This is a genomic window from Methanobrevibacter thaueri, assembly GCF_015062915.1.
GTDB classification, from domain to species: domain Archaea; phylum Methanobacteriota; class Methanobacteria; order Methanobacteriales; family Methanobacteriaceae; genus Methanocatella; species Methanocatella thaueri_B.
Window position 1 is genome coordinate 24,545 of the sequence record NZ_SUTJ01000011.1, and the last position, 25,436, is coordinate 49,980.

The 25,436-nt window shown below is 37.7% G+C and carries 29 protein-coding genes and 1 tRNA gene; 15 read left to right on the forward strand and 15 right to left on the reverse strand.

Annotated features, from left to right (window positions below):
- Window positions 1-70: 70 nt before the first annotated feature.
- Window positions 71-502: a peptidylprolyl isomerase gene (locus tag E7Z78_RS07550; RefSeq protein WP_303724553.1), complete on the forward strand. Its 432-nt coding sequence runs from the start codon at window positions 71-73 to the stop codon at window positions 500-502.
- Window positions 503-536: 34 nt separating this feature from the next.
- On the opposite strand, the gene E7Z78_RS07555 is transcribed toward E7Z78_RS07550, so the two are convergent.
- The 10 genes from E7Z78_RS07555 to E7Z78_RS07600 form a co-directional block, all read right to left on the reverse strand.
- Window positions 537-2,252, reverse strand: a complete 1,716-nt coding sequence (locus tag E7Z78_RS07555) for an MATE family efflux transporter (RefSeq protein ID WP_303724554.1) — start codon at window positions 2,250-2,252, stop codon at window positions 537-539.
- A gap of 40 nt (window positions 2,253-2,292) precedes the next feature.
- Window positions 2,293-2,805: a nitroreductase family protein gene (locus E7Z78_RS07560; RefSeq protein WP_303724555.1), complete on the reverse strand. Its 513-nt coding sequence runs from the start codon at window positions 2,803-2,805 to the stop codon at window positions 2,293-2,295.
- A gap of 74 nt (window positions 2,806-2,879) precedes the next feature.
- Window positions 2,880-4,247 carry an MFS transporter gene (locus E7Z78_RS07565; protein ID WP_303724556.1) on the reverse strand — a complete coding sequence of 456 codons (1,368 nt, stop codon included), beginning with the start codon at window positions 4,245-4,247 and terminating at the stop codon, window positions 2,880-2,882.
- A 40-nt stretch (window positions 4,248-4,287) separates the two neighbouring features.
- A complete protein-coding gene (locus E7Z78_RS07570; RefSeq protein WP_303724557.1) occupies window positions 4,288-4,755 on the reverse strand; it encodes a DUF2115 family protein in 468 nt (155 codons plus the stop codon).
- Window positions 4,756-4,806: 51 nt separating this feature from the next.
- Window positions 4,807-5,721: a DNA glycosylase gene (locus E7Z78_RS07575; RefSeq protein ID WP_303724558.1), complete on the reverse strand. Its 915-nt coding sequence runs from the start codon at window positions 5,719-5,721 to the stop codon at window positions 4,807-4,809.
- Complete coding sequence (gene hisF / locus E7Z78_RS07580) at window positions 5,718-6,542, reverse strand: imidazole glycerol phosphate synthase subunit HisF (RefSeq protein WP_303724559.1); 825 nt, start codon at window positions 6,540-6,542, stop codon at window positions 5,718-5,720. The genes E7Z78_RS07575 and hisF overlap by 4 nt, the downstream gene beginning before the upstream one ends.
- A gap of 49 nt (window positions 6,543-6,591) precedes the next feature.
- Window positions 6,592-6,753: a preprotein translocase subunit Sec61beta gene (locus E7Z78_RS07585; protein WP_292893680.1), complete on the reverse strand. Its 162-nt coding sequence runs from the start codon at window positions 6,751-6,753 to the stop codon at window positions 6,592-6,594.
- A 72-nt stretch (window positions 6,754-6,825) separates the two neighbouring features.
- Entirely contained in the window at window positions 6,826-7,293 is a 468-nt protein-coding gene (moaC, locus tag E7Z78_RS07590; protein WP_303724560.1) for a cyclic pyranopterin monophosphate synthase MoaC, read from the reverse strand.
- Between the two features lie 4 nt (window positions 7,294-7,297).
- Window positions 7,298-8,503, reverse strand: a complete 1,206-nt coding sequence (locus E7Z78_RS07595; protein ID WP_303724561.1) for a tRNA pseudouridine(54/55) synthase Pus10 — start codon at window positions 8,501-8,503, stop codon at window positions 7,298-7,300.
- Window position 8,504: 1 nt separating this feature from the next.
- Window positions 8,505-9,854, reverse strand: coding sequence for a signal recognition particle protein Srp54 (locus E7Z78_RS07600; protein ID WP_303724580.1), 1,350 nt, complete (start codon window positions 9,852-9,854; stop codon window positions 8,505-8,507).
- Between the two features lie 78 nt (window positions 9,855-9,932).
- Between E7Z78_RS07600 and hpt the strand changes: the two genes are divergently transcribed.
- The 8 genes from hpt to E7Z78_RS07640 all read left to right on the forward strand — a co-directional run bounded on the left by hpt (window position 9,933) and on the right by E7Z78_RS07640 (window position 14,453).
- Window positions 9,933-10,502, forward strand: coding sequence for a hypoxanthine/guanine phosphoribosyltransferase (gene hpt / locus E7Z78_RS07605; protein ID WP_303724562.1), 570 nt, complete (start codon window positions 9,933-9,935; stop codon window positions 10,500-10,502).
- 1 nt (window position 10,503) lies between these two features.
- Window positions 10,504-11,508, forward strand: coding sequence for a diphthamide biosynthesis enzyme Dph2 (dph2, locus tag E7Z78_RS07610; RefSeq protein WP_303724563.1), 1,005 nt, complete (start codon window positions 10,504-10,506; stop codon window positions 11,506-11,508).
- A gap of 151 nt (window positions 11,509-11,659) precedes the next feature.
- Window positions 11,660-12,229, forward strand: coding sequence for an exosome complex RNA-binding protein Csl4 (locus E7Z78_RS07615; RefSeq protein ID WP_303724564.1), 570 nt, complete (start codon window positions 11,660-11,662; stop codon window positions 12,227-12,229).
- A 14-nt stretch (window positions 12,230-12,243) separates the two neighbouring features.
- Complete coding sequence (locus tag E7Z78_RS07620; protein ID WP_303724565.1) at window positions 12,244-12,522, forward strand: DNA-directed RNA polymerase subunit L; 279 nt, start codon at window positions 12,244-12,246, stop codon at window positions 12,520-12,522.
- Between the two features lie 30 nt (window positions 12,523-12,552).
- Complete coding sequence (locus E7Z78_RS07625; protein ID WP_303724566.1) at window positions 12,553-12,975, forward strand: NUDIX hydrolase; 423 nt, start codon at window positions 12,553-12,555, stop codon at window positions 12,973-12,975.
- Window positions 12,976-13,041: 66 nt separating this feature from the next.
- The gene (locus E7Z78_RS07630) at window positions 13,042-13,356 is read left to right on the forward strand and encodes a transcription factor S (protein WP_303724567.1); all 315 of its coding nucleotides are present in this window, start codon (window positions 13,042-13,044) and stop codon (window positions 13,354-13,356) included.
- A gap of 11 nt (window positions 13,357-13,367) precedes the next feature.
- On the forward strand, window positions 13,368-14,357 hold the full coding sequence (locus tag E7Z78_RS07635; protein WP_303724568.1) for a topoisomerase IV: 990 nt from the start codon (window positions 13,368-13,370) through the stop codon (window positions 14,355-14,357).
- Window positions 14,358-14,379: 22 nt separating this feature from the next.
- Window positions 14,380-14,453: transfer RNA gene (locus E7Z78_RS07640), tRNA-Arg, on the forward strand.
- A 2-nt stretch (window positions 14,454-14,455) separates the two neighbouring features.
- On the opposite strand, the gene E7Z78_RS07645 is transcribed toward E7Z78_RS07640, so the two are convergent.
- Window positions 14,456-16,282 (reverse strand): helicase C-terminal domain-containing protein, encoded by a 1,827-nt coding sequence (locus E7Z78_RS07645; protein ID WP_303724569.1) that lies wholly within the window; start codon window positions 16,280-16,282, stop codon window positions 14,456-14,458.
- A gap of 85 nt (window positions 16,283-16,367) precedes the next feature.
- Here E7Z78_RS07645 and cobI point away from each other — a divergent pair, with 85 nt between their 5' ends.
- On the forward strand, window positions 16,368-17,069 hold the full coding sequence (gene cobI / locus E7Z78_RS07650) for a precorrin-2 C(20)-methyltransferase (RefSeq protein ID WP_303724570.1): 702 nt from the start codon (window positions 16,368-16,370) through the stop codon (window positions 17,067-17,069).
- On the opposite strand, the gene E7Z78_RS07655 is transcribed toward cobI, so the two are convergent.
- Together E7Z78_RS07655 and E7Z78_RS07660 are read right to left on the reverse strand one after the other, a co-directional pair.
- Window positions 17,066-17,836, reverse strand: a complete 771-nt coding sequence (locus E7Z78_RS07655; RefSeq protein WP_303724571.1) for a V4R domain-containing protein — start codon at window positions 17,834-17,836, stop codon at window positions 17,066-17,068. The genes cobI and E7Z78_RS07655 overlap by 4 nt on opposite strands.
- 212 nt (window positions 17,837-18,048) lie before the next feature.
- Complete coding sequence (locus E7Z78_RS07660; protein ID WP_303724572.1) at window positions 18,049-18,798, reverse strand: TatD family hydrolase; 750 nt, start codon at window positions 18,796-18,798, stop codon at window positions 18,049-18,051.
- 88 nt (window positions 18,799-18,886) lie between these two features.
- Here E7Z78_RS07660 and E7Z78_RS07665 point away from each other — a divergent pair, with 88 nt between their 5' ends.
- Genes E7Z78_RS07665 through E7Z78_RS07675 form a run of 3 tightly spaced genes read left to right on the forward strand, consistent with a single transcriptional unit; the run spans window position 18,887 to window position 20,739 of the window.
- Window positions 18,887-19,594, forward strand: coding sequence for a tRNA threonylcarbamoyladenosine dehydratase (locus E7Z78_RS07665; RefSeq protein WP_303724573.1), 708 nt, complete (start codon window positions 18,887-18,889; stop codon window positions 19,592-19,594).
- Between the two features lie 60 nt (window positions 19,595-19,654).
- Window positions 19,655-20,107, forward strand: a complete 453-nt coding sequence (locus E7Z78_RS07670; RefSeq protein WP_303724574.1) for a dCMP deaminase family protein — start codon at window positions 19,655-19,657, stop codon at window positions 20,105-20,107.
- A gap of 14 nt (window positions 20,108-20,121) precedes the next feature.
- Window positions 20,122-20,739 carry a HEAT repeat domain-containing protein gene (locus E7Z78_RS07675; protein WP_303724575.1) on the forward strand — a complete coding sequence of 206 codons (618 nt, stop codon included), beginning with the start codon at window positions 20,122-20,124 and terminating at the stop codon, window positions 20,737-20,739.
- 53 nt (window positions 20,740-20,792) lie between these two features.
- On the opposite strand, the gene E7Z78_RS07680 is transcribed toward E7Z78_RS07675, so the two are convergent.
- Window positions 20,793-21,545, reverse strand: coding sequence for a hypothetical protein (locus tag E7Z78_RS07680; RefSeq protein ID WP_303724576.1), 753 nt, complete (start codon window positions 21,543-21,545; stop codon window positions 20,793-20,795).
- A gap of 500 nt (window positions 21,546-22,045) precedes the next feature.
- Between E7Z78_RS07680 and E7Z78_RS07685 the strand changes: the two genes are divergently transcribed.
- A complete protein-coding gene (locus E7Z78_RS07685; protein WP_303724577.1) occupies window positions 22,046-22,870 on the forward strand; it encodes a hypothetical protein in 825 nt (274 codons plus the stop codon).
- Window positions 22,871-23,118: 248 nt separating this feature from the next.
- Complete coding sequence (locus tag E7Z78_RS07690) at window positions 23,119-23,967, forward strand: hypothetical protein (protein WP_303724578.1); 849 nt, start codon at window positions 23,119-23,121, stop codon at window positions 23,965-23,967.
- A 200-nt stretch (window positions 23,968-24,167) separates the two neighbouring features.
- Here E7Z78_RS07690 and E7Z78_RS07695 read toward each other — a convergent pair whose 3' ends face one another.
- Complete coding sequence (locus tag E7Z78_RS07695) at window positions 24,168-25,355, reverse strand: ATP-binding protein (protein ID WP_303724579.1); 1,188 nt, start codon at window positions 25,353-25,355, stop codon at window positions 24,168-24,170.
- Window positions 25,356-25,436 lie beyond the last annotated feature (81 nt).

Genomic DNA, 25,436 nt, shown 5'->3' on the forward strand with positions numbered 1-25,436 from the left:
TTTATCCTCCATAAACTATTTAATCAATAATATTTATATTAATAGTATTATTTAAAAATTAGGTGATAAAATGAAAGTCGCAACTATTGAAACTGATAAAGGGAATATCGTTCTTGAATTATTCCCAAATGAAGCACCTGGAACTGTAGCTAACTTTGAAAAATTAATCAAAGAAGGATTCTATGACGGATTAACTTTCCACAGGGTTATCCCTAACTTCGTGATTCAAGGTGGATGTCCTAACGGTAACGGTACCGGAGGACCAGGCTACACCATCAAATGTGAAACCGAAGGAAACCCTCACAGACACGGAACCGGTGCATTATCCATGGCACACGCTGGTAAAGACACTGGTGGAAGCCAATTCTTCATCACTCACTCACCACAACCACACTTAGACGGTGTTCACACCGTATTCGGTCAAGTTATTGAAGGCATGGATGTCGTCAACGCTATTCGCCAAGGCGATGTAATGAACAAAGTGACCATTGAAGAAAGATAAATTCTTATCTTTCCAATTTCTTTTTTTAAAAAAACTAATAATTGAATCTCACATAGGATCTGTTGAATCCTAAAACACTCGTATACTCGAATTCACACTTGTTTTGTCGTAATTTCTTGATTGTTTGAGATTCGCTGAACTCCTTATTGCTGAATGGGTCGTACAGCTCGCTGTCATCGATGAACTGAACCACAGCATTGCCGTTCACCATCCTTAGGGTAACGTCGATTAGCTCAACTGATGAGTCATGCTCGAAAATGTTTTCGCATATGCTCTCCACTGATGAGAAAAATAGCGGGGCGGAATCCTTGAATATTGTTTCAACTTTTTGTGAAACCTCTTCAGGATACTCATTATGCTCCCTGTTGTATGTGAAATTCACAAGATTTGAATCCTGAAGCAATAAGATGCTATTGATTTCGCTTTTATGATTTCTTTGAAGGCGTATTGCCATTCCAATATAAATTAAAACAGGTATTGTTTCAGACAATAGAATTGCAATCCATATGCCTATTCCGCCCAATATGTGTGTCAATATCAATGCGGCCACGATGGAAATCAGAAACTCCTCGCAAAATGTGATTATGAATGAAATCCTGTTCTGTTCAATGGCCTGAGCATAATTGGCCAGGAGATATGACATGCACCGGCCGATCAATCCGAATGAGGTCACGCGTATTGCAAAACTGACTATTGCCACGTATGTTGGATCGGTAATGTTGAACAGCTTAATCAGTATATCCGGATAGACAAAGAAAAGAACCGCAACGGGCACGCTGACTATCAGAATCTGCTTGATTGACTTTTTGATTATATATTGCACTGCCTTGAAGTCCATTTCCTTATAGAACACTGCCACAATTGGACTCATTGCCTTCATGATCCCGGAAAGGACAATGTAGACGAATGTTTCGGAATTGTCATATACAAGAAACGCCAAAAGTCCCGCTGCACCGTAATAGGTGGAGCAGAGATATGTGAAGACTGCCATCTGAGTTGAGAAGAAAATCTTTCCCACAACCTCGGGAGTGTTGAGAATTATTGTTTTGAAGGAGTTCAATACCTCCATTATTTTCAGCTTGGTGAGTGAAACGAACTTGAATGTGCGGCGTTTGCTGAGGAGGTATCTTGAGATATAGGCCACACCCACAGCGTATCCGACAACTGTCGCCAGGGCGGCGCCTTCAATTCCCATGTTGAAGCCTTTCAGGAATATGAAATCAACTATTATATTTGTCACATTTGCTATCAGCACGGAATAGAAAGGCAAATTCGGATATCCGTCGGAACGAATGAAATAGGAAATGACTATGATGAAACAGTTCAGCGGATAGAAGAACATTATTACGTACAGATAGCTTTTAGCCTGATAGAAAATGTTTGATGGGGTGTTTAACAGGTGCAGTATATTATCTGCAAAAAAGAATATTGCCGCAATATAGATTAGGGAAACTACGATAATTCCAATAATGGAAACCGTGAAATAGAAATTGGATTTTTCCTCATCCAAATCGGATTTTGCCCTTAAGGCCAGCAAGCTTCCTCCCTGACCAAAAAGGATATATAAAATACCGGTAAAATAAAGCAGGGGAGATACCGAATTAATTGGGGATAGCTGTGAACCTCCAATGATTATTCCTATTATGATAACGTCTATGACAACCGCTATCTTTTCAGACATCACCATGAACAGTGTAGGCAACAGCAACTCGTAATACTTGTCCCTCAAGAATCGATATTTCCTTTCCATAATATGTTGTATGTGATTTAATTCATATATAATTGAACGATTATAAGTAGCCAACCATCTCGTCCATGCTCACATTTCTGGAATGCAGTGGGGAAGGACGGGCTTTTTCTGAAGGATATCCTATAGGAAGCAGTGCGACACTGACCATGTTCTCCGGCAGGTCAAATAGCTCATCGAGAACCCTCTTGTCGTATCCCCTGACCCATACGGAGCCTATTCCCAAATCATATGCCTCAAGCATCATCTGTGTTGTTGCAATCACCGCATCGTCAAGGCCCGCATCATGTCCGTCAACGGTTTTCCATGACACGCTCTTATCATAACATATCAAAAGCACTATTGGAGCGCCGAAACAGTAGGGAGTGAAGTTTCTGATCTTTTCAAGCCCTTCTTCACTTTTGATTACAAAAACCCTTTGCGGCTGGTAATTGTTTCCTGTTGGTGCAACCTGTGCTGCCTTTAGAATCTTTTCAAGTTTTTCATCCTCAATTTCCCTGTCGGAATATTTTCTCACTGAATACCTTTCACAGGCCAAATCTAAAAAATCTTTCATAATATCACATAATAAATCGTTGTATACTATTTTATACACTCATAAGATAATAGTCTTGCCATTAAAAAATTAAATTATTGTGAAGTTTTCGCCTTGATTCCAACAAATGAAGCGAAAACGGATGCTATGCACAATACCACACAAATTATGCATGTTAATTGACAGCTTTGAACCAGCATAGGATAGTATTGCTCGATAATCGGAACGTCACCCATGACAAATGCAAAGACAAGTGTCAATATGCCCATACTCATTGCCTGGCCCACTGTACGCATCGTTGCAACCGCCGCTGATGCCACTGAAGTGTCCTTTGGTGGAACTGAACCCATTATAACATTCGTATTCGGCGGTGAAAACAGCCCAAATCCGACACCGTAGATTATCATTGATATTATTAGAAACTCCATTGAAGTGGCACTGTCGAGTGATGAGAAGAGAAACAGGGATATTGTTCCAAGAGCCATTCCAATAGCTGCCAGGATTTGCGGAACGAACTTGTCTGACAGCCTTCCAGCAATCGGAGCCAGAACAACCTGGCATAACGGTGCCACAAGAAGAATTATTCCTGCAGTCTGTGAATCGAATCCCTTAATGTATTGCAAGTGATAATTTAGGATTGTTGTAACCGCATATGTTGCCAGATAGGCGCAAAGTGATGCGAAATTGGCTGAAAGGAACTTATGGTTTTTGAAAAACCTGATGTCGAATACAGGATATTCCTGCCTTAATTCAATCAGTGCGAAAATCACAAGGATTATGACTCCCAATATTGTTAGGATTATTCCCAATTGTGTGTTAAGAACAGTGAATCCGTACATGAAAAGCACTATACCGATTCCATATGCAAGAGATCCCTTCAAGTCAAGAGGGATGTTTTCAAATGATGACCATTCATCATCGATTCTTGTCAGAAGCAATGCCAGAATAACAAACAGGAACGGAACTCCGAAAAGCACCACTGATCTCCATCCCAAATTAAAGTTGAGGATTCCTCCAATTACCGGAGAAAGTGACAGCCCCACATAAACACCGGTAATGTTTATTCCCAATGCCTTACCACGCTCTTCGGGAGGAAATACATTCACTATCATTGCCATTGAAGTGACATTGATGAATGCCAGTGAAATTCCCAAGATGAACCTGCATGCTAAAAACTGCTCAGATGATGTGACAAGGACATTGACGATGGAGATTATGATAAACAGTATAATGTTGAAGTTGGTGACCTTCTTAAGGCCGTATTTGCCGGAAATCTGACCGGCCGGAACGGACAATACTGCCACAATAAGTAAAAAGATGATGGTTACCCAGTTTTGAACTATATTGCTCATGTGAAATTCAGCTGCAATGCTTGGAATTACAATATTGACTGCATTAACGGCAAAAACAGTGAAAAATGACAATACAGTGCAAATCAACAAGAGCAAATTTTTATTTTCCATTACATTACTATATTGAGTTTATATAATATGAACTTATACATTAGAATCCAAATGAATACCCTGCATTTTTGCAGACACAATAACGGCACAAGGAGTTCTCGTCTTTTATGCTCATGATTCTTGTCTTGCATTTGTATTCGCCGTTTTCCAAGAATACATGATCCTTTGCAGGACTCTCACCAACAGGATGCAATGGCCTTTTTGCCATCAATGCAAGGTAAAGTGAGATGTATTTTGTAAACTCCCTTGTTTCCTCATCCCCTCCTGCATATGTGTCGAAATAAAAGTCAATGTCATTTTTGATGTTGTCAACCACGCCATCCTTGATGTCATAGTCTTCAGTTATGTTTAAGGCAAAAATCTCATCCCAGGCTTCTGAATTGTACTTGGCAAGGCTTTTTGTCAATGGGTCCTTATATCTGTCATCAGTAACCTTGTTTCTGAGATATTCAATCGGATAATCCTTCAAGTTTTCCCTGATTTCCTCAAGTAATTCGGTAGCTTTCATAATTAAATTAATGTATTTACTTGAATATTATTTTTTCTAAAAAAAAGTAGATTATTTGAGCTTGCTCATCAAACCTGATTTTCTTGCATAATGGAACAGGTAAAGCTGCACATACCCTGCATTGTCACCGAACTCTTCCATTCCGAATTCACGGACCTTGGCAACGCTTATGTCCTTTCCGTCAAAGTAGAGGTGTGAAACTATGCGCTTTATCCACACGTCTGAGGGAAATGCTTCCCTGAAGTTAAACCCGTAAAGCAGTATGCAGTCAGCAACTTTCGGACCGACTCCCGGAACTTTCAGTATTGTTTCAAATGCCTCATCATAGCTCATCCTGAAAATATCCTGAAGGTCTATTTCATCTGTAAACATCTCGCTTGCCCTTCTCATGTAAGGTGCTCTATATCCCACGCCACAATTCTTTAGATTATTTGTGCACTTTGAAATATCTTGAATATTTGACAAATCTGATTCTTCTTCATCATCCAAGTATACATTTAATAAGTCATTGCTTTTAGGAAAAGTATAGTAATCGCCATGTTGATTTCCCCAATTCTGCTTAATCTGTGAAACCGATTGGGTCCATCTTTTTATGGAATTGTTTGCAGAGCAGATTGATGAGATTACACACTCAAATGGGTCCGGTGCCAAAAACAGTCTCAATCCATTGCAGAACTCGGACATCTCAGCCAGTTCGGCATGGTTGGCGAGATATTTATAGAACTTGTCCAAATCAAAATCCAAGTCAAAAATGTAGTTGAGCTTATCGCTAGCCTGCTTTTGTGAAATGTCTCCGGAATAGCTGAAATCCAAAAATTCTCCGGATTGCTTAACATTAAAGACAACCGGTTCGCCATCAACATTGACAACATTAGAAAAAGTGCCTTCAACCTCATGCCATGGAGGCTGTGAAGTCTGGCCTGACAACTGGGTCAATTCCAAGTCAATTGGTGTTTTTATAATCATAAGCGAACAGCCACGTTATTTTCCTTAAGGTATTCCTTTACGGTTCCTATTGAATATTGGTTGAAGTGGAATATGCTTGCAGCAAGTGCAGCTGAAACATCGGTTTTTTCGAAAACTTCCAATATATGCTTAGGTTCGCCGACACCGCCACTGGCAATGACTGGAATGTCAACCGCATCATTTATTGCCTTATTGAGCTCAATATCATAGCCGTTCTGGGTTCCATCCCCATCCATACTGGTCAACAATACCTCTCCGGCTCCGCGCTCCTGGCATTCAATTGCCCATTGGATTGCATCGATTCCTGTGAATTCTCGTCCGCCGTAGATGCTTGTGTCAAACCAGCAGTATCCCTTATCGGTTTCAATGACTGTCTTGTCCTTTGCATCATCGGGATGGTTGACATATCTTCTTTTTGCATCGATTCCAATCACGACAGCCTGTGATCCGACAACCTTTGAGGCCTCGGTTAGAAGTTCAGGATTCTTGATGGCTGCAGTGTTGGTGGAGCACTTGTCCGCTCCTGCCTTAAGCATCTTGATGTAATCGTCAACCTTCCTTATTCCTCCGCCTACGCAAATTGGCATGAAAACGTTTTCAGTTAATCTGTCGATTACATCAGCCATTGTCGCACGGCGTTCATGAGAAGCTGTGATGTCCAATACAACAACCTCATCTGCACCTTCCTCATAGTAGCGTGTAGCAAGGTCAACTGGATTTCCAGCGTATTTTATTTCCTTAAACTCAACACCTTTAACAACACGACCTTCCGGAACCTGCAGGTCACAATCTAGACAAGGAATGATTCTTTTAGTTAACATAGTAATCAAAAATTTGTAAAAAAAGTAGTGGATTGTTTATAAAATATTCTTAAGCAGAATATCTTAAAACAAAGCATAATATTGCTAAAATAATAACAGCAACAATAACGTGCTCAGGTGAAAGTTTTGGACCTAAACTTTCTTCATCAAAGTATCTTACCAAACCAGCACCGGTTTGAGGCATTGAAATCTTGTTATCTTTTTTTGCCATAATCTGTCTCCCATAAAATTTAATTCATAAAAAATAATTGAATATAATTATTTTTTTCATCATATATAAAGTTTAAATTTTCTCTTTCTTGATGACTTTAATGTCGCTTATTCTAGTGTCTGGGTATTGTCCGTCCTCATCCTTTTCAACAGCCTTGACCATATCCCAAACTGTTAAAAGAGCAACGCTGACACCGGTAATGGCTTCCATTTCAACACCTGTTTTACCTAAAGTGTTAACTGCACATCTTGCAATGATTTCATCTTCCTTGACCTCAAAGTCAAGCTCAATGCCGGTCAATGCCAAAGGATGGCAGAGTGGTATTATTGAAGATGTGTTTTTGACAGCCTGAATTCCAGCAATCTGAGCAGTGGTCAATACATTACCCTTTTTGATTTCCTCATTTTGAATCAAATCAATGGTGTGCTTATCCAAAAATATGCTTCCGCTTGCTATTGCCCTTCTTTTCTGGTCAGGTTTTGCCCCGACTTCGACCATATGTACTCCGCTGTCTGTTAAGTGTGTAAATTCATCTGCCATGCTATCACTTCTCGCTTACTTCCAATACATCCAATTGTTCACAAATTGCTTTAACGCCCAATATTTCACTTACATTAGGTTGGCTTCTTCCCTCATCACCTGAAATCAGTTCCTTGATGTAGAGTCCACCTTCAGTTTTAATTTTCATGCTGAATGTCATATCATCAATTATTTCATATGACAAGTCAAGCACATGCTTTACGCGAACCATGTCTGTTCGCCTTCTAAGCACTCTTAAAGGAGTTTGCTGGTTGATTTCACCTAAATCCAACAAGTCCTCAAGTTTATCTGGATCATATGCCTCGTCGCACTTGACGATGGCACTGTAAACCTTATATGCATCCGGTGAGGATTGCTTTATTTCCGCTTTTCTTGGCCTTTCACATAGTTTCAAGCCATGATAGGCTGTTTTGCCCTCATTGATTTCATTGATTTCCTTTTCGAGTTTGGCCAAATCCAGGTTTCTGATTTTTGGCTCCTTTATCTCAAGGACAAACTGTCTGCCGGAGCCCAACATAAGTACATCAATGTCCTCTCTTCCTGCACCGTGGAATTTGGCTTCCCGTCCCTTGGTTAATCTTAAAAAATGCTCGGATATTAACTCTTCAACGGATTCTGGATATTGTTTTCCAGTGTAATTGCACTCTTCACAGCCTCTGCCCTTGCATTTGCCGCATGGCCATTTGGTTTGTGGTATTCCACGTTTCAGCTTGTTGTATTTACCCTCAATATATAATGGGTTAATCTGGATTCTTACCTTTGGCTCACCTGTCAGGTCGATATTGAAAACTATGTCCTGCCTTTCGAATTCCGCTTCCTTATCAAACCTTTCCCAAATTCCAAGGCCAATTAGTCTGTTGACTTCCTTTTTAAGTGTTTCAACACCTAAATTGAATTTTTCGGACAGTTCTTCATCACGCTTTTGAATGTCTTTAGGTATCTGTGAACCGACAAGGAATGTGTCGTATTCAATGCCTAACTCATTTATTTTAGCGTCAATCTTGTCATACAATTCATCATCGAGCTTTTCGAATATGTTGTCACATATTACACAGTCAACATCAGTCAAATCAATGTTTAACTCTTCGCAAACCTTGTCTGCCCTCTCGATGTTGTTAGTGCCTTCGATTGTCTTTGACAGCTTGCGCCCTAGACAGTGCTTGCAGATCTTGCCGTCGGTTTCCTTCAGTATTTCTTCAGCCAGTCTCATATTATCTATTCATGAATTGTCCCATCATACGGTTCATGGCTCCGCCTCCAAGACGACCGCCACGTCTTCCAAGTCCTTTCATTGTCTTTTTAGTGTTGTTATAGTATTTTAAAAGTTCCTTGACTTCACTTTCTTCAACACCGGACCCTCGTGCGATTCTCTGAATCCTTGATTGTTTGATGATTTTAGGGTTGAGCATCTCTTCCTCGGTCATTGATGACATCATGATCTTATATGAGTCGATTTTATCCTCTGTCATCTTTGAGGCTTCCTTGGTAATCTTGTTTCCCATTCCAGGAATCATGTTGAGTACCTGCTGCATCGGACCCATGCTGTTCATCATCTCAAACTGGTTTTTCATGTCCATCAAGGTGAATTTGCCTGTAAGCATGTTGTTCATGGTCTTTTCGGCAATGTCCTCGTCAATGTTTTCCTCAGCCTTTTCGATAAGGGACTTGATGTCTCCCATACCCAATAGCCTTGAGATGAACCTTTCAGGGTCAAATAGCTCAAAGTCGTCGACACGTTCACCTGTACCGATGAACTTGATTGGAGCTCCTGTTTCAGCTACAGCGGACATTGCACCCCCACCTTTTGCTGAACCGTCGAGCTTGGTGATTATGATTGAACCGATGTCTGTTGCCTGTGAGAAAGCCTTTGCCTGCTCACCTGCTTGCTGACCGATGGTACCGTCAATAACAAGGATGGCTTCGTTCGGATTGATGATGTTGTCGAGCTCATCCATTTCGGCAATGAGGTCTGATTCTTCCTTGTGCCTTCCGGCTGTATCGAAGATTATGACCTTACGGTTCTTGAATTCCTGCAAACCCTTTTGGGCCAAATCCAATGCGTCCTTGTTGTTAGGATCCCCATATAAAGGCACATCCATCTCTTCTGTGAGTTGCCTTAACTGTTCATAAGCTGCAGGTCTCCATGTGTCTGTACATACGACTGCAGGATTGAAACCCTTTTTCTGAAGGTATCTGCACAATTTACCGATTGTTGTGGTCTTACCTGAACCTTGCAAACCTAAAAAGAGAATCTTGTATGGCCTGTCGTTGATTTCAAGGCCAGCGGCTTCGCTTCCAAGCAGGTTGACCATTTCCTCATAGATGATTGTTATTACATGTTCCCGTGGAGTGATACCCTTTGGAGGTTCCTCTTCAAGAGCACGGGATTCTATTTTCTTTGATAAATCTAAAACTAATTTAATATTAACGTCAGATTGGATTAAGGCACGTTGAATATCCTTTACAACTTCCTTAATTGTTTTCTTGTCAATCACTGACATTCCCACTAATTTTTTCATGGTATTAGTAAGATTTTCTCCTAAATTTCCGAGCATAGTAATCACTTGAATAATAATTTATAAATTATATTAAAATATATTTATATTTATTAAGTGTTTAATAATTTTTGTGTGAGAGACATGTTAGAAGAAGTAATCAAATCATTAGAAGCATCCCCGATTGTTAAAAAAGGTGAATACAACTACTTTGTAAACCCTATAAGTGATGGTGTTCCAGCAATGGACCCGTTAATGCTTAGAGAATTGTCACTTGCAGTTCACAAGTATGCTGATTTAGACATCGACAAGATTGTCGCTGTTGAGGCCATGGGAATACACCTTGCAACCGCATTGTCCCTTGCAACAGACATTCCATTTGTTGTAATCCGTAAAAGGCAATACGGTCTTCCAGGCGAAAAGGAAGTTTATCAGAAAACCGGTTACGGTTCATCAAACCTTTATGTGAACGATTTACATGAAGGCGAAAAGATATTACTCATCGACGATGTGGTAAGTACCGGAGGAACATTGATTGCATTAATCAAGACCCTGCAGGACATGGGACTTGACTTGAAATCAGTTGTTGCAATCATCGACAAGGGCGAAGGTAAGGAAATAGTTAAAAAGGAAACCGGAATTGACGTGTTATCCATTGTGAAATTGGACGTTATTGACGGCAAGGTAGTTATCGAAAGCACAATCGAAGATTAAAATGTCAATGTACGATATGGATTTGGACAGGGCAATCCGAAAAATCAACTCAATCGACGCAAAAACCGTTGGATTGCAGTTTCCGGAAGGCCTTAAAATCCAGGCAACTAAAATAGCCCGCATAATCGAAGAGGAAACAGATGCCATCGTCATCATATCAGGAGACCCATGCTTCGGAGCGTGCGATGTCAGCGACTGGAAGATGAAAGGCTCAGTTGACCTTATCATCCACTACGGCCACACTCCGCTCCCGTTGAAATATGAGGTTCCAACACTCTTCATAGAGGCATTTTCAAAAATCGACATTAAAAAGGACCTGAAAAAGAGCCTTGAATACCTTAAGGATTACTCAAGAATAGGGCTTGTCACTACAACACAGCACTTGCACCTTTTAAGTGAAGCGAAGGATTTCCTGGAGGACAACGGCAAGGAAGTCATTTTAGGCTCATCCCCATCAACCCGTAAGGGCCAAGTATTGGGATGCAACTTCTCATCAATCAAGGACCTGGAGGTTGACGTGACCCTGTTTATCGGAAGCGGAAATTTCCACCCGTTAGGAATAAAGCTGTTTACAAAGACACCTGTTCTGGCACTTGATCCGTACAATTCGGAAATCAGAAGCATGGATGAGTTTGCAGACAGGATTTTAAGAATCCGCTTTGCAAGAATAACCAAGGCCCGCTCAGCCGAAAAGTGGGGAATACTTGTTTCCTCAAAAGAGGGCCAGTACCGTATGATGCTTGCAAAGGAAATCAAAAAAACACTTGAAGAGGCTAAAATGGAGGCATTCATCATACTGGTCGACAATGTGTCACCTGAAGTATTATTGCCATATATGGAACTTGACGCATTTGTCGTAAGCGCATGTCCAAGAATAGCCATTGACGATTCCCAGATGTACAAAAAGCCTCTATTGACACCACAGGAATTGGAGATAGTCCTGAACAAGCGCGAATGGGAAAACTACCAGCTGGATGAAATCCTATTCCATGAAAGATATGAGTAAAGTGAAAACTTTACTTTTCTATTTTTTATTCAAAACAGCAACTTAAGAAAAAATATTATCAATATATAAATACTTTTAAATATAAACATCACCTAAAATTATAATATTAAAGAAATTTTTAGTAAAATCTTTATATTTGGTGGATTTTGATATGAGTGCAGAAGATGAAAAAATCGTGATGCCTGGAGACAAGATCGGAATTATAGAACAATACCTCCCAGGCGAAGGTACTTATGACGATAATGGTGACATTAAATCATCAGTACTTGGTAATGTTAAAATTAATCAAAAAATGAAGGTTATTTCTGTTGTGTCAGATGCTAAACCGGCTCTTTTAAAAGTGGGCGATATCGTTTACGGTCAGATTACCGACATCAAACCACAAAGGGCTAACGTTAAGATTGACTGTATGAAAGATAATGGAAGACCATTGGCCTTGCCTTACATGGGAGCCATACACATTTCACAGGCTAAAAAGGACTATTTGGAAAAATTGTCCGATGCTTTCAGAATAGGAGACATTATCCAGGCAAAAGTTGTTAAGATAACTGGAGATAATGTTGATTTAGGAACCGTTGATGACGATTGTGGAGTCCTAAAGGCAATGTGTACCCGCTGCAGGGATTACATGCATACTACACAAAAGGAAAATGAGCTTCAGTGCAATACCTGTAATAAAAAAGAAAGACGTAAAGTCTCTACAAACTATGTTAATGATTAATTAAGGTTGATAAAATGGAAAATTTTGAAATCGTTGAGGATAAAACTTTAGAACTCACATTTATTGTGAAGGATGAAAGCCACGGCATCTGCAATGCCTTAAGACACATCCTAATGCAAGACCCTGACGTCGAATATGCTGTTTACAATATCGATCACCCTCTTACCGGAAAACCTGAAATGACCATCAAGACCAAAAGAGGAAAAAGACCAAGAAAAGTATTGAAAAAAGCAGCTGAAGAATTACAGAAAGAGAGTTCTGAATTTAAAAAACTTATTGATGAAGCTTTATAGCTTCAACACTTTTATTTTTAATGTGATTTGATGGCAAAGTATAGAAATCCTTCCTTGACAGCCGATATCTTTATTTTTGATGATGATTTGAATTTCATTCTAATCAAAAGGGGAAATGACCCTTATAAGGATTGCTGGGCATTGCCTGGAGGATTTGTAGAATACGGTGAAAGTGTAGAAACAGCAGCAATACGAGAGGCAAAAGAAGAGACAAGCATTGACGTTGAACTTATTAATCTGGTCAATGTCTACTCAAAACCTGACAGAGACCCTAGGGGACACACAGTAACTGTTGCATATATTGCAAAAGGTGATTTTGACACAAGAAAAGCGGATGACGATGCAAAAGACATTAATGTTTTCAATGCCCGTGAACTTGATGAAATCGAACTTGCCTTTGACCATGAACAAATCATTAAAGATTGCATAAAAAAGGCTAAAAATAGTTTTTAAGGTATAATATTTAAATAACTTGAAAAAAAAATTAATGATTATATAACAACTTAGGGAGAGAATTAAATGGATTTTTGTCCGAAATGTGGAGCAATGATGTTTCCGGTTGATGGTGTTTTGACATGCAATACCTGCGGATATTCCGATAAGGCTGCAGACACTGATAACTATGAAAATATTTCCATCGGTGAACATGAATCAAAAAATACCGTCAAGTATGTTGAAGACTTGGACCCCGGAGAAGGAGTTACTGAAATCTGTCCTAAATGTGGACACAATAAAGCTACTTATGAATTAAAACAAACTCGTAGTGCAGATGAAGCACCTACCCGTTTTTTCACATGTCTCAAATGTAAGCATAAATGGAGAGAATACGATTAAGGGGTTTTCTTATGAAGGATTCTAAAGAAAAAGAGCATAGGATTTCTAACTTGAAAGGCATGATCAACAATATCAAGGACGATGAGATTAAATCCATCGAAGATATTGAAGAAGATAGTGAATTGATAGACTATCTCAACGAAGAACAAGTGGATTTCGAGGGATTAGAAATCGATGATGAATTCATCTACCATCCAGGCGATGAAGACAGCGATGCCATTAATTTAGAAGAAAATCCGATTGATGAAGACTTCATAATTAAAGCTCCAAAGACTGAAGATGTTGAAGAAGGCGATGTCATCCATGAAGTGGATGATTTCGGCGATGACATTGTTGGAGAAATAAGCGAGAACTTCGATCATATGATAAATGCTAAAATTGGTGGCAAACCTATTCTAGCCATTGCAAGCACAATTTTAGGAGTTATATTGCTTATTATCTCAGTATTTATTTTCGAATCACGCAGCGATAGAGTCATTGATAACGTTGTTGCCGGTGAAACCAGTTTCATGTTTATCATATTCCTCATTGTAGGAATGTTATTATTGTTCTACGGTGCTTACAAATTATTAAACCTAAGCAACCCATTTGAGAGGATTACCAGTAGTATCGACGATATTGAAAAAGATGAAAAAGACGACGATGAAACTACTGAAACCAAACCTGAAAAACCATCCCCGAAAGTTATACCAAAAAGTGAAATTCCATTGGACAAGGAATCCTACAAGATAGGAGAATTTGACATGGATGAACTGAAATCTTCTCTGAAAAAACCTACTGATTCTAAAAACAAGCCTAAACTCAAGGAGGATTTGGATGACATTCCACCTGCAAAGGAAAAGCCTGCTGAGAAAAAAGGCTTGACAAATGAAGAAATCGAAGATATGGAATATGAACAGGCTAAGCTTGACACCGAATCCATTGACGACATCTTTGCTGAAGTTGAAGATTTAGAAGATTTGGAAATCATTTCCATCGATTCAGAAAAAAAAGAAGAATAAAATAATATTTATTAATTTTTTAGGGCCTGTGGTCTAGTCAGGAATGACGCAGGACTTCGGATCCTGAGATCGGGGGTTCAAATCCCTCCAGGTCCGCCTTATTTTAACCTAACAACCGCTTCCTTGAAAAAGTCAGGAATCAATGACCTGTACATTGGGCTTTTGAATATCATGTTGATGTCGCTGTCGATAATGTAAGTGTAGCAGGAATCGTCTTCAGCCCTCATTCCACGCCCATAAGCCTGCATCAGGGTCATTACGGTCTTGTATGCATACCATTTCTTATCCCTTTTCATTCTCATGTTCACCTGCTTGTCGCCGAGGTATGGGAACGGTATCTTATAGATTACCTGGAATCTGCACTTGTCATATGGCAAGTCAACGCCCTCACTCATTGACGGTGAAACCAGAACCAACGGATTTTCATCCTTTTCAAAGAAATTGAGTATCTGCTCACGGTTTTTCGGAGTGTGTGACACCAGCCTTGAATTGTAGAGGTTGTTTGTGATGTACTGCTGGCACTTGTAGCTGTGAGTGTGTATAAGGCCCTTGTCGCCCTCATGCTTTTTAAGAATTTCCTGCAAAATAGGAATTGTCTTTGGAGCTGTTTGCTTAATCCTGTTGGCAGACATCTTTCCTGCCAGATTAAGTATGATTGGCCTTTTTTCCTTTGTAAACGGACTGTCAACCTTTATGTGATAGACTTCCTTAGGATTCAATCCGAGCCATTTTGAAAACATCTTATGGGACAGTATTGTTGCGCTCATAAATATTACAACATCACCGTATTTCAGCAGATTGTTTTTTGCATAATGGTGCACTCTCAACGGCTTAAACACTACACTGGTTTCGTCAGTGTCGATGACCCAGTTTTTAGGCTCGTTTTCAAGGTTGTTCTTGAGGCTTTTGAGCCTTCCGATTGTTGACCTTATCCTGTCTGCCTTGTTCTTGCTTACATCCTTAAGGTCAATGTCCTCATAGGCATCGCGTATCGCATCGACTTCCATTATCCAGTCCTCAAGCTCACCGTCTTCAAGAAGCTCCTTGGTCATTGTCTTGTGAATGTCCTTTTCGATTGTGCGGTTGTATATTGTGACCTCCATTGTGGACATCAGCTTGTTTTCAATGTTGTGGGCCTCGTCGAGAATGAGCAGGGAACGCTTTCCGAAGTGCTTGACGTAATTAAGTTCAACTATCGCATAGTCATAGTTCATCAGTGTGATCGGTGAGTTTACCGCATTTGCCTTCTGGTTCCAGTAATGGCAGTGGGCGTCTGACTGGTAGAACACTGTTCCTCCAAATGAGTCCTCAAATGCAAGCTCCGCATCCAATGTTGGATTTTTTGCAACGCCATATGGGCAGAAGAACTTGCTTGATGTCGGTGTTGTCTTACATGCACCCATGTCACATGTGGTTTCAAGATTCTCGTTCAGGCAGGCGAAGTTTCCCCTTCCCTTAACGAGAGGGAATGCAAATTCATTTGAGTATTGTGCCTGAAGCTGCTTGGTCATTGTCAGGATATATGCTGACTCGTACATTTTAGCCAGTGTTGTGGCTATTGCAGATTTTCCTGTTCCTGTTCCGGCTTCAAGGATAATGTATTTATATCCCTTGCGGATTGCATCGTTAATATCCTGTATGATTTCCAGTTGACCCATCCTTGGCTTTTCGAATGGGAAGTTAACGATTATCTCATCATCAATGTGCGGGTATATTTCCTTCAGGTATGCGGCGGTCCCCTCATCCTGCTGGTAGTCGTCAACTGAATAAACGTCAGGTATCTCATCATCAAGAATTGATGATGTTCTTGGCTTAGCAAAGCTAAACAGATTAGTTGGACCCTTAGGTTTATCATTGGAGTACTTTCCACAGGTGCAATTGCTTTTAAGCATGCCGCAATTTGGACAAAACATAGAATTAGACATTAAAAATATATTAGTCACGTAGTACTATAAATAAGTAGTAGACAAGAATTTTGCAAAATTGTAATTTAAACGTAAAAGTGATTATATGACTAAAAAAGGAAAACTAATCGGAATTGGTGTTGGACCTGGAGACACTGAACTATTGACATTAAAGGCTGCCAATGTATTGAAAACTGTGCCAGTAGTATTTTCACCAAAATCCGCAAAAGAAAAAGAAAGCATTGCATTATCTATCGTTAGACCAATCCTCAAAGAAAGAAAAGATTATAAAAGGTTAATGCTGGTTGAACCTATTTTCCCAATGATTGAAGATAAAGAAGAGCTTGAAAAGATATGGGACAGCGCATCTGAAATGATTGCACAATACCTCAACAGCGGAAGGGACGTTGCATTCATCACACTTGGGGACACTTCAATATTCAGCACTTACTCTTATGTTCAAAAAAGATTAAAAGGAAGATATGAAATCGAGACAATCCCTGGAATCACCTCATTCACCGCATGTGCGGCTGCAAGAAATGAGGCTCTTGTGGAGCAAAACGACATTTTAACCGTTGTTCCTAAAATCGATGACAGACTGGAAAATGTCCTTGACTACAGCGATTCAATCGTGCTTATGAAAGCTTCAAGAAACACTTCTGAGTTGGAATCAAAAATCGAAGAGAAAAACAGACCTAAGGATATCTATTCCGTTCAAAACTGTACTCGTGAAAATGAAAAAATTATTGAAGGCTTTTCCAATGAAAAACCTTACCTTACAACAACCATTATCAAGTTTGATGACTAGTAGTTTTTGATGTGTTGAGGTTCTATCTCAAACACACACTTCTCATCACCCATTGTGTAGCATTGGGTTTCTATAACGCTTACCGGCATATTGAAAAATTCTGTAAACAGACCTTCAAAGATTCCGGTATCCAAAAAGCATGCCGGTTTACCTGTTCTTGGAAGCAATTGACACTCGAAACAGTCGTATGTTGTGATTTTAATGATTTGACCTATCTTGTAGGTTAGCCTTCCAAGGCCTTTTTTCTGCCAAAACTCAGCAATATTATCCATGAACACGTCCAAGTCCTCATCATACATCTTTTGAAAAATGGACTTGCCTATGCTGTTTCCTGTTGACTGAAGGATTGGATCTATGTTGACCCCTTCCTGGATTAGCATTGCCTTTAAGGTATGGAAAAGCAGTGTTGAAAATTCCGCATCGTCATCGACAAGGTTTTCAACAAGGTAGTTGGATTGGGTCTCTTCTATCTCCTTTGGCTCTGAGATATTAACGGATCCGATGTATTTTGAGTTCAAATAGAATATTTTCTTTCTGTTGTCAACCGGATGAACCCTGTATGAGATTATACCGTTTTCTCGCAGACTTTTCAAGTGAACTGAAACTGTTGATTTTGATTTTCCTGTGTTGCTTACGATTTCGTCGAATTCCATGTCACGGTCTCGCAACATTTCAAGGATTGTTAGTTTTACTGGACTTTTTACAACATTTACTCCAATGTTTTCATGCATGTTTGAGAAAATTTGTATTGGTTTTTGTTCACTCATTAATTAATCCCCCAAGATATATAGTATTATATATAGTTTATTGATTAATAAAGTTAACTAAAAATTAAAAATTGTTCAAAATAATAAGAAAATTAAAAATAATTGAACATTTATAAAATATTGGAATGTAATAAATACGAACTGTTCGTTTTAATACATATAAAATAGTTCGTACAATTAACAGAGTTATCGGCAAAAAGCACCTTGAAAAATCATATCCCAAACAGTCTCTTGGCGTTTTGAGTGGTGATTTCAACAACAACATCTTCACTCATGGCCAGTTCCTCGGCTATTTTGCCTGTGATGAATTCCAGGTTCAGTGGAGTGTTCATCTCACCTCTCTTTTCTTCAGGAGGCATGTATGGTGAATCGGTTTCAAGGAGAATGCCATCAATACCTATTTCCCTTACGGTTTTTCTTGTTTTCCTGTTGTTTTTGTGGGTGATTGTTGCCCCAACGCCGATATAAAAACCCAGTTTAACGAATTCCCTGGCCATTTCGGCCGAACCGTTATATGCATGCATGGATCCGGCCACTTCATGACCCTTCAATATGTCGAAAGTGTCCTGCATCGATTTTCTGGAATGGACTATGACCGGTAGGTCATGCTTTTCGGCCAGTTCAAGCATCTTTTCAAACAGGTTGATTTGAGCGTCCCTGTTCTCCTTGGTGTGGTAATAGTCAAGGCCAATCTCACCAACAGCCACAACATTGCTATTTTCAAGCTGATGGTGCAGCAATGTGATGTCCTCATCTGTCACATCATCTGCAAAAGTATGGAAATATCCCAGGGCTGCATGGACATTATCGTGTTTAGAGGCCAATTCCAGCACTTCCCTGTTGCTTTTAGGGTCTGTGCCGTTAAGTATCATGTGAATATCATTTTCTGCAGCATCTATTATTATCTCTTCTGCATTTTCCATTTCACTATCATAAATGTGGCAATGTGTATCTATCATCATGAAAATCACAAAATTAAAAAGATTATTTATGCTCTCAATTGTATAACTATTATAAGATTAGTTAAATTAAATTTTTTGGTGAAATGATATGGATGAGAAGTTTTCAAGAACAGAAATGTTGATTGGAAATGATGGAATGGAAAAATTGAAGGACGCAAAAGTCGCAATTTTCGGCCTTGGCGGCGTAGGCTCATTCGTTTGTGAGGGACTTGCAAGAAGTGGTGTGGGCAATTTCATATTGGTGGATTATGACAAGATAGATGAAAGCAACATCAACAGGCAGCTGATTGCAAATGTAAACACAATCGGAAAGCATAAGGTCGACGTCATGAAGGAAAGGATACTTGAAATCAATCCGGATGCAAATGTCGAGACATACAAGGAATTCTACATGGCCGACTGTGAAATCGACATTATCACAGAGGACTTGTCATATGCCGTTGACTGCGTGGACACCATAATGGCCAAGATTGCAATCATATGCAAATGCGATGAAATCAACGTTCCTGTAATCTCATCAATGGGAACCGGAAACAAACTGGATCCGACAATGTTTGAAGTGGCCGACATATATGAGACATCCGTATGCCCCCTTGCCAAGATAATGAAAAAGGACCTTAGAAAGAGAAACATCGAAAAGCTGAAAGTGGTCTATTCACAGGAGCATGCGATAAACACAAATGACCATCCAATAAATCAAGGCCTGAAATTCAAGGTGAAGGGAAGCGTTTCATTTGTTCCTTCAGTTGCAGGACTCATAATAGCCGGAGAAGTCATAAAGGACATATCCTCATGATTTGAAAAACAACATTTAAGCATTATTAAGAACTAATTTAATTTAAAGGAGATAAAAAACATGGCAGATGAAAACAACACAAAGCGTATGAGCAAGAATGAATATTACCTTGGAATTGCTTTTGCAGTATCAAAAAGAAGCACTTGTCTTAAAAGACGATATGGGGCAGTGATTGTCAACAACGATGAGATAATTAGTACAGGATATAACGGAAACCCAAGAGGCGAGGAAAACTGTTGCGACAGGGGCGACTGTAAAAGAATGAACCTTCCATCAAATTCAGGAGACTATAATGACTGCTTTTCAGTCCATGCCGAACAGAATGCAATGCTCAGTGCAAGCAGAAACGAGATGCTTGGCTCAACAATCTTTCTGGCTGGAGAGAAGTATGACGATGACGGATGGGTGGAAATAGAGGATGCAGAACCTTGTCCGATATGCTTTAGAATGATTAAAAACTCCGGAATCGACAAGATTGTCAGCAAGAAAGGAGTAATGAAACTTCGTGAATGAAACCGGTCGATAGCTTGAATGATGAAACACTTAACGAATTAAGAGACATCACGAAAAATAAGGAAACCTGGAAAGACAATATTGATGATGTCGCATCCAAATTAAATGGAAATTATCCTATTGCAGTTAAGGCAAAGGCATTGTGGCTTCTCGGCGAGATGGGGCTAAAATATCCCACAGAAATTGAAGGGCATGTTGGAGATATTGCCGGTTACCTGGAAGATGACAATTCCAAGCTGCGGGAAAGGTCAGCAAATGCGATTGGAAGAATAGGAAGAGCGGACAAAAATCTGATAATTCCCCACTTGGACAGATTAATGGCAATGAGAAGCGACGAATCGCAAAACGTCAGACATGCATTCATCTGGGCCTGTGAGAATATAGCTACAAATGCCCCCGAGCTTTTTTGTGAAAAGCTGGAAATATTTTTCGATATGATATCTGATCCCGGCGAAAAGGTCAGGATAGAAGCTCCTGAAATGTTTAGGGTTATTGGAAAAAGTAAGCCTGAATATGTGAAGCCTTACCTTGAAAAATTAGAGTGGATTTCAGAAAATGACGAAAATAAAGTTGTTCGCATACATAGTGCAGGTGCCATTCGAGCTACTGAAAAAGCACTTAAAAATCGATAATACTAAATTATTAAAAAAAGAATATGAAAAAGAAAAAATATGGTGATGTTTGGTTATTCCACACCGAAGATGAACATATGAAGGCCAACGAATGGATCAAATGTAGGGTTTTTCTGGAACATTATTAGTCTTATTTCACTTCCATAGTTCCCTTCTATATCCCCATATATATCTTCATACCTTCCTGAGCCATCATACATAAGACGCATCATATCTTTAATATCTGAAGCGCAGTAGGGGTCGCTATGTGGTTCCATTCTTGATAATACTTTAGCGGCGATATCAGCAGTTTCTTGAAGAGTATGAGTTTTGAATATTTCTAAAATTACATGACCACGATTTATCTTGTTTTTAGTTGCCCAAATGTAATATTTTGCAATTTCTTGGTCTTGTTTTTTAATTTTATCTGACATTTTTGGCCCTTTAATGTCAAGAGTGGATTTTTTTGGCCCCTTGATGTCTAAATCAGATTTTTTTGTCGGACCTTTAATGGTATTGTTTGAAGAAGTGTTAGCAGAGTTGTCAGAAACTATTGCATCCTGTTGAATGTCAGTGTTGTTAACTTCTTTTACAGGAACTGTATGATTGACAGTGGTTTGAACTTCACTAACACCTGTATCAACGACCTCATTAATACCTGTATCATCGATCACATTAGATGTGCCGATTGCTTCTATAGTTTGCGGTTCTTCAAGGCTAGGTGTATTGTTATTTGTATCTGCAGCAGATGCAAATCCAATACATGCAACTGCTATTAATAATAAACATATTGGGAATAAAATTTTCATGTTCATAATAATCACCATCTTAATTGTTTTTGAATGTGCTTTCGCTGTTCATGTATCTATAAAAGTCAATATATAAAGATTTCCGAATGTAAGTGGTTACTTGCTTCTTAAATCACGAAATAACGACTATTTAAACTTTATTTAAGAAATAATTATGTCGATGAACTTATTTTATAAAAAGTTTGGAGGAACGCCCGGAGATAAAAAATATCTGAGCTATAAAACTGTTCGTATAAAACGTATGATATAGTTCGCAACCTTATTGATTTATTACACTAATGCCTCTTAATAAATTTCATTATAACAATAGAAAAATCTTATGATTCTAATGTTTCTTTTTTTAAAAAATTGTTCTCATCACGTAATATTTACTTCACTTCATAAAATTGATTTAGATTTACAAAATTGATGTTATTACATAATATTTTTTAAATTAAATAATGTAAATTATTTTAATGATAAATTTAAATAATATTAGAAATATATTACTATATTAAACTAATTTAAGAGGTTTTTAGATGTCAGAATTTCAGGAAGACATGATATTTAAAGAGGTTAGTGAGGAAGATGCACGAATATTCTTAGATATCTTAGGTAAAAAATCCAAAAAAGTCAAGATAATGACAACAGAATTGCGCCAACTAGATCCAGCGACATTTGTGCCAGATATAATACTGGAATTGGATGATGAAATATTGATAATCGAACTTCAATCAACAAAAGTCGGAAAAAAACATCACCAAAGATTCCACATATATGTGGCAATATCCGACTATAAATTCGATTCAAACCCAAAAGAAGTTAACCTATGTGTTTTTACCACTGCAGAAGAATCTAAAAAAATCATATATACCGTGAACAAAGACAATGACTTCATTTATGACGTGATTAGTTTAACTGATTATGACAGTGAAGAAATTATTAATACCATTAATGACAAACTTAAAGACAATACCGAAATATCTGGAAAAGAACTGATCTTATTTGCTTTAGTTCCCATCATTGAAAAAAATGATGGTGTTGAAGATTATGTCGAATATGTGGTAAATACATTAATCGACTTAAAAGGATTAACTCCATCAATTAAAGCATTAGTTTATGGAATTGAATGGCTGATTGTAGACAAATTCGTTGAGGATGAAAAAACAAAAAACATATTACGCGATTTGTTGGGTGATAGAATGAGTTTAATACATGAATATGCAGAAAATAAAGTAAATCAAGAACAAATTAGAATTATTAGAAATCTTTTAAGACATGGAATGAGAGCTGAAGTAGTTGCTAAATCTGCAGAAGTACCATTATCCAGAGTTAAAGCTATTGAAAGAAAAATGAAAAAATAATTTTCTTTTATTATTTTTTTAATGAATAGTTGATAATACATATAGTAATTAAATTATTTTTACATCGACTACTAGTAAAAAACCATCCCCGATAATCTTCTATACCTTAAGGCGAAACGTGAAATAATCATGGTTAAACATGAAAACAATGATTTTTCACAATAATATGGCGTGCAAAAATTTACTTTTGATTTAAATAATATAAAAATCTAATAAATTTATATCAAAAATATTTTACTTGTGATTTCATGGTTAATTCAAGATTACTAAAAATACTATTCCCAATTGATATTAAAAGTTTAACAATCAGGGAAAGAATATACCACATACTGATTTTTACTGTTCCACTTCTATTGTTCGCTATAGTAATGGCTACTACACCCAGTGGTTGGTTTACAATAGCATTATGGGCATTATATGTTGTTTTGTTTGCTCCTTGGTGGTACTGCATGTTAACTTATGAAAATCTAGAGAAAAAATATAAACTTGACTCAGACATCAGATTTGGAAATACATATGAATTTTTTTCTAAGTTCTTGGCTTCATTCGCTCCAGGAATAATACTTACAGCAATAACAATTTCATATATAATGAATGAAGTCTTTCTAGGGGTTGTAATTTCCTTTGCTTTCATTATTCCATCATTTGCATTATATTTCAGAGATGATGTTTTTAATGATGAAAGTTGCATTGAAGGTGAAGATATTATTTTAGGTTATACTCCTGCATGGTATGGATTGTTGAGTGTGGCTATAGGGCTTTTTGGTTATATCAATGCATTTAAATTGAATAATCCAAAACTATCAATTTGTTTGATTTTAGTAACTTTGATTTTCCAAATACTTGCTGTTGCACCGGACAAACTTAATAAAGTCTTATTTTTTGAAGTTAGGAGAATAAGTGGATGTTTACTACTTCTTTTTTCAGTAGGTGCAATATTTTTATTAATATGTTTCATGATAACAGGACATTCCGTTATTAACTTAAATAATATTGATTTATCATTTGAAAGTATTGTAAGAAAAGCTCTTACTTGGGGTACTGGAATTATTATCGCAATACTATTCATACGGAAAATTAAAAGCATGAATAAATAATGATTTTTTAAACACCCTATTGCTAAACTTTATCAAAATTTAACAATATTTAAATAGATTATTTGAGAGAAATACGAACATTTCGTATAAAACGTATGATATAGTTCGCATGCTTATCTTTTTAACACCACTGAACTCTAGGATACTTTATTTTGTAATAATTAAAAAACTTTTGAAAGCAAATCCAAAACTAATGCTAATTAAATACTTCTAAATGGATATATTCCATTCTTTTCATAACAATTCTGAAGCCAGTAGGTGAGTATTGGGTCAGTAATTTGGTATTTGTCATTTACATATTCAATTAAGTCAAAATCAAGTAGACGATTCAATGGCCTATTAAGTGACCCGCTTGTAACCTCTAAAGTGTTTGCTATTTCAATTCTCTTTTTAGGGTTTCCAACTAAAGAAATAATTATTTTTTGTTCTTGAAATGTTAATTTAGACCACATAAATATAAAATGTACTGCAAGATAATCAATCGAATCCTTAAATAACTCAATAATGTTATTTTCTGTTAAGGTTATGTTTTCTGGAAGAATTTTTGCAAATATGTTGATGTAATAAGGTATTCCTCGAGTACATTTGTAAAATCTTTCAAATCCGCCATCATCCATCAATATGTTTCTTGGAATTGATTCAATATATTCCCTTGTTGTTTGTTTTGAAAATGGATGAATTTCGATTGTTAGCATCCTTCCTCCAAATGCGCCATTTTTTCCATTTAAATCATTGATTAAACTGTCTTTCAAACTCATACTTCCACAAAATAAGTATGCCACATTTTTTTGGTTTTGAATGAAACTACGTATATACCATAAAAATTTGTCCACATTGTCTAAATCTTTAATCAATTGGATTTCATCAATGAAAATGAATACTCCTTTTAATTTGTCACTATTGTCTTCGTAAATTTTTTGGGGCAATTCCATTACAAAATCAGCTAATCTTGCATAATTCTCCTCACTTTCAAATACTGGTACTGGAATGTGTTCATAAGATAAAATCTTATCTATCTTGAATTTATTTGTTTTAAAGTATTTTTCTATTTTCTTGTCAAGTGTTCTTAAGCCGAATTCCTTCGAAGCTTTTATTATTGCATCATAGATTATTTTGATTATGCTGCCTCGACTTAGCTTTTTTTGTTGGTATGCATTACTTCTTGACAGATCAATATCTACTACCAAATATTCCTTATCAAATTTATCTTTGATTTTTTTGATGAGCGCCGTCTTCCCTACCCCTCTAATTCCAGTCAATAGTATGGTGGGGGATGAATTGAATTCAGTGCTTCCTAATAGACTTGACAGCATATTAATTTCATCTGCCCTGTTGTAGAATTGTGTTTCAGTTAAATTTGTATCTGTAATGCTTGCAATTTCATCCATGTTTAACCCTCATATAATGTAATTTGCATTATGTATTATAACATAATGTAGTTTTAATTATATAATTAATTTTTCATTATA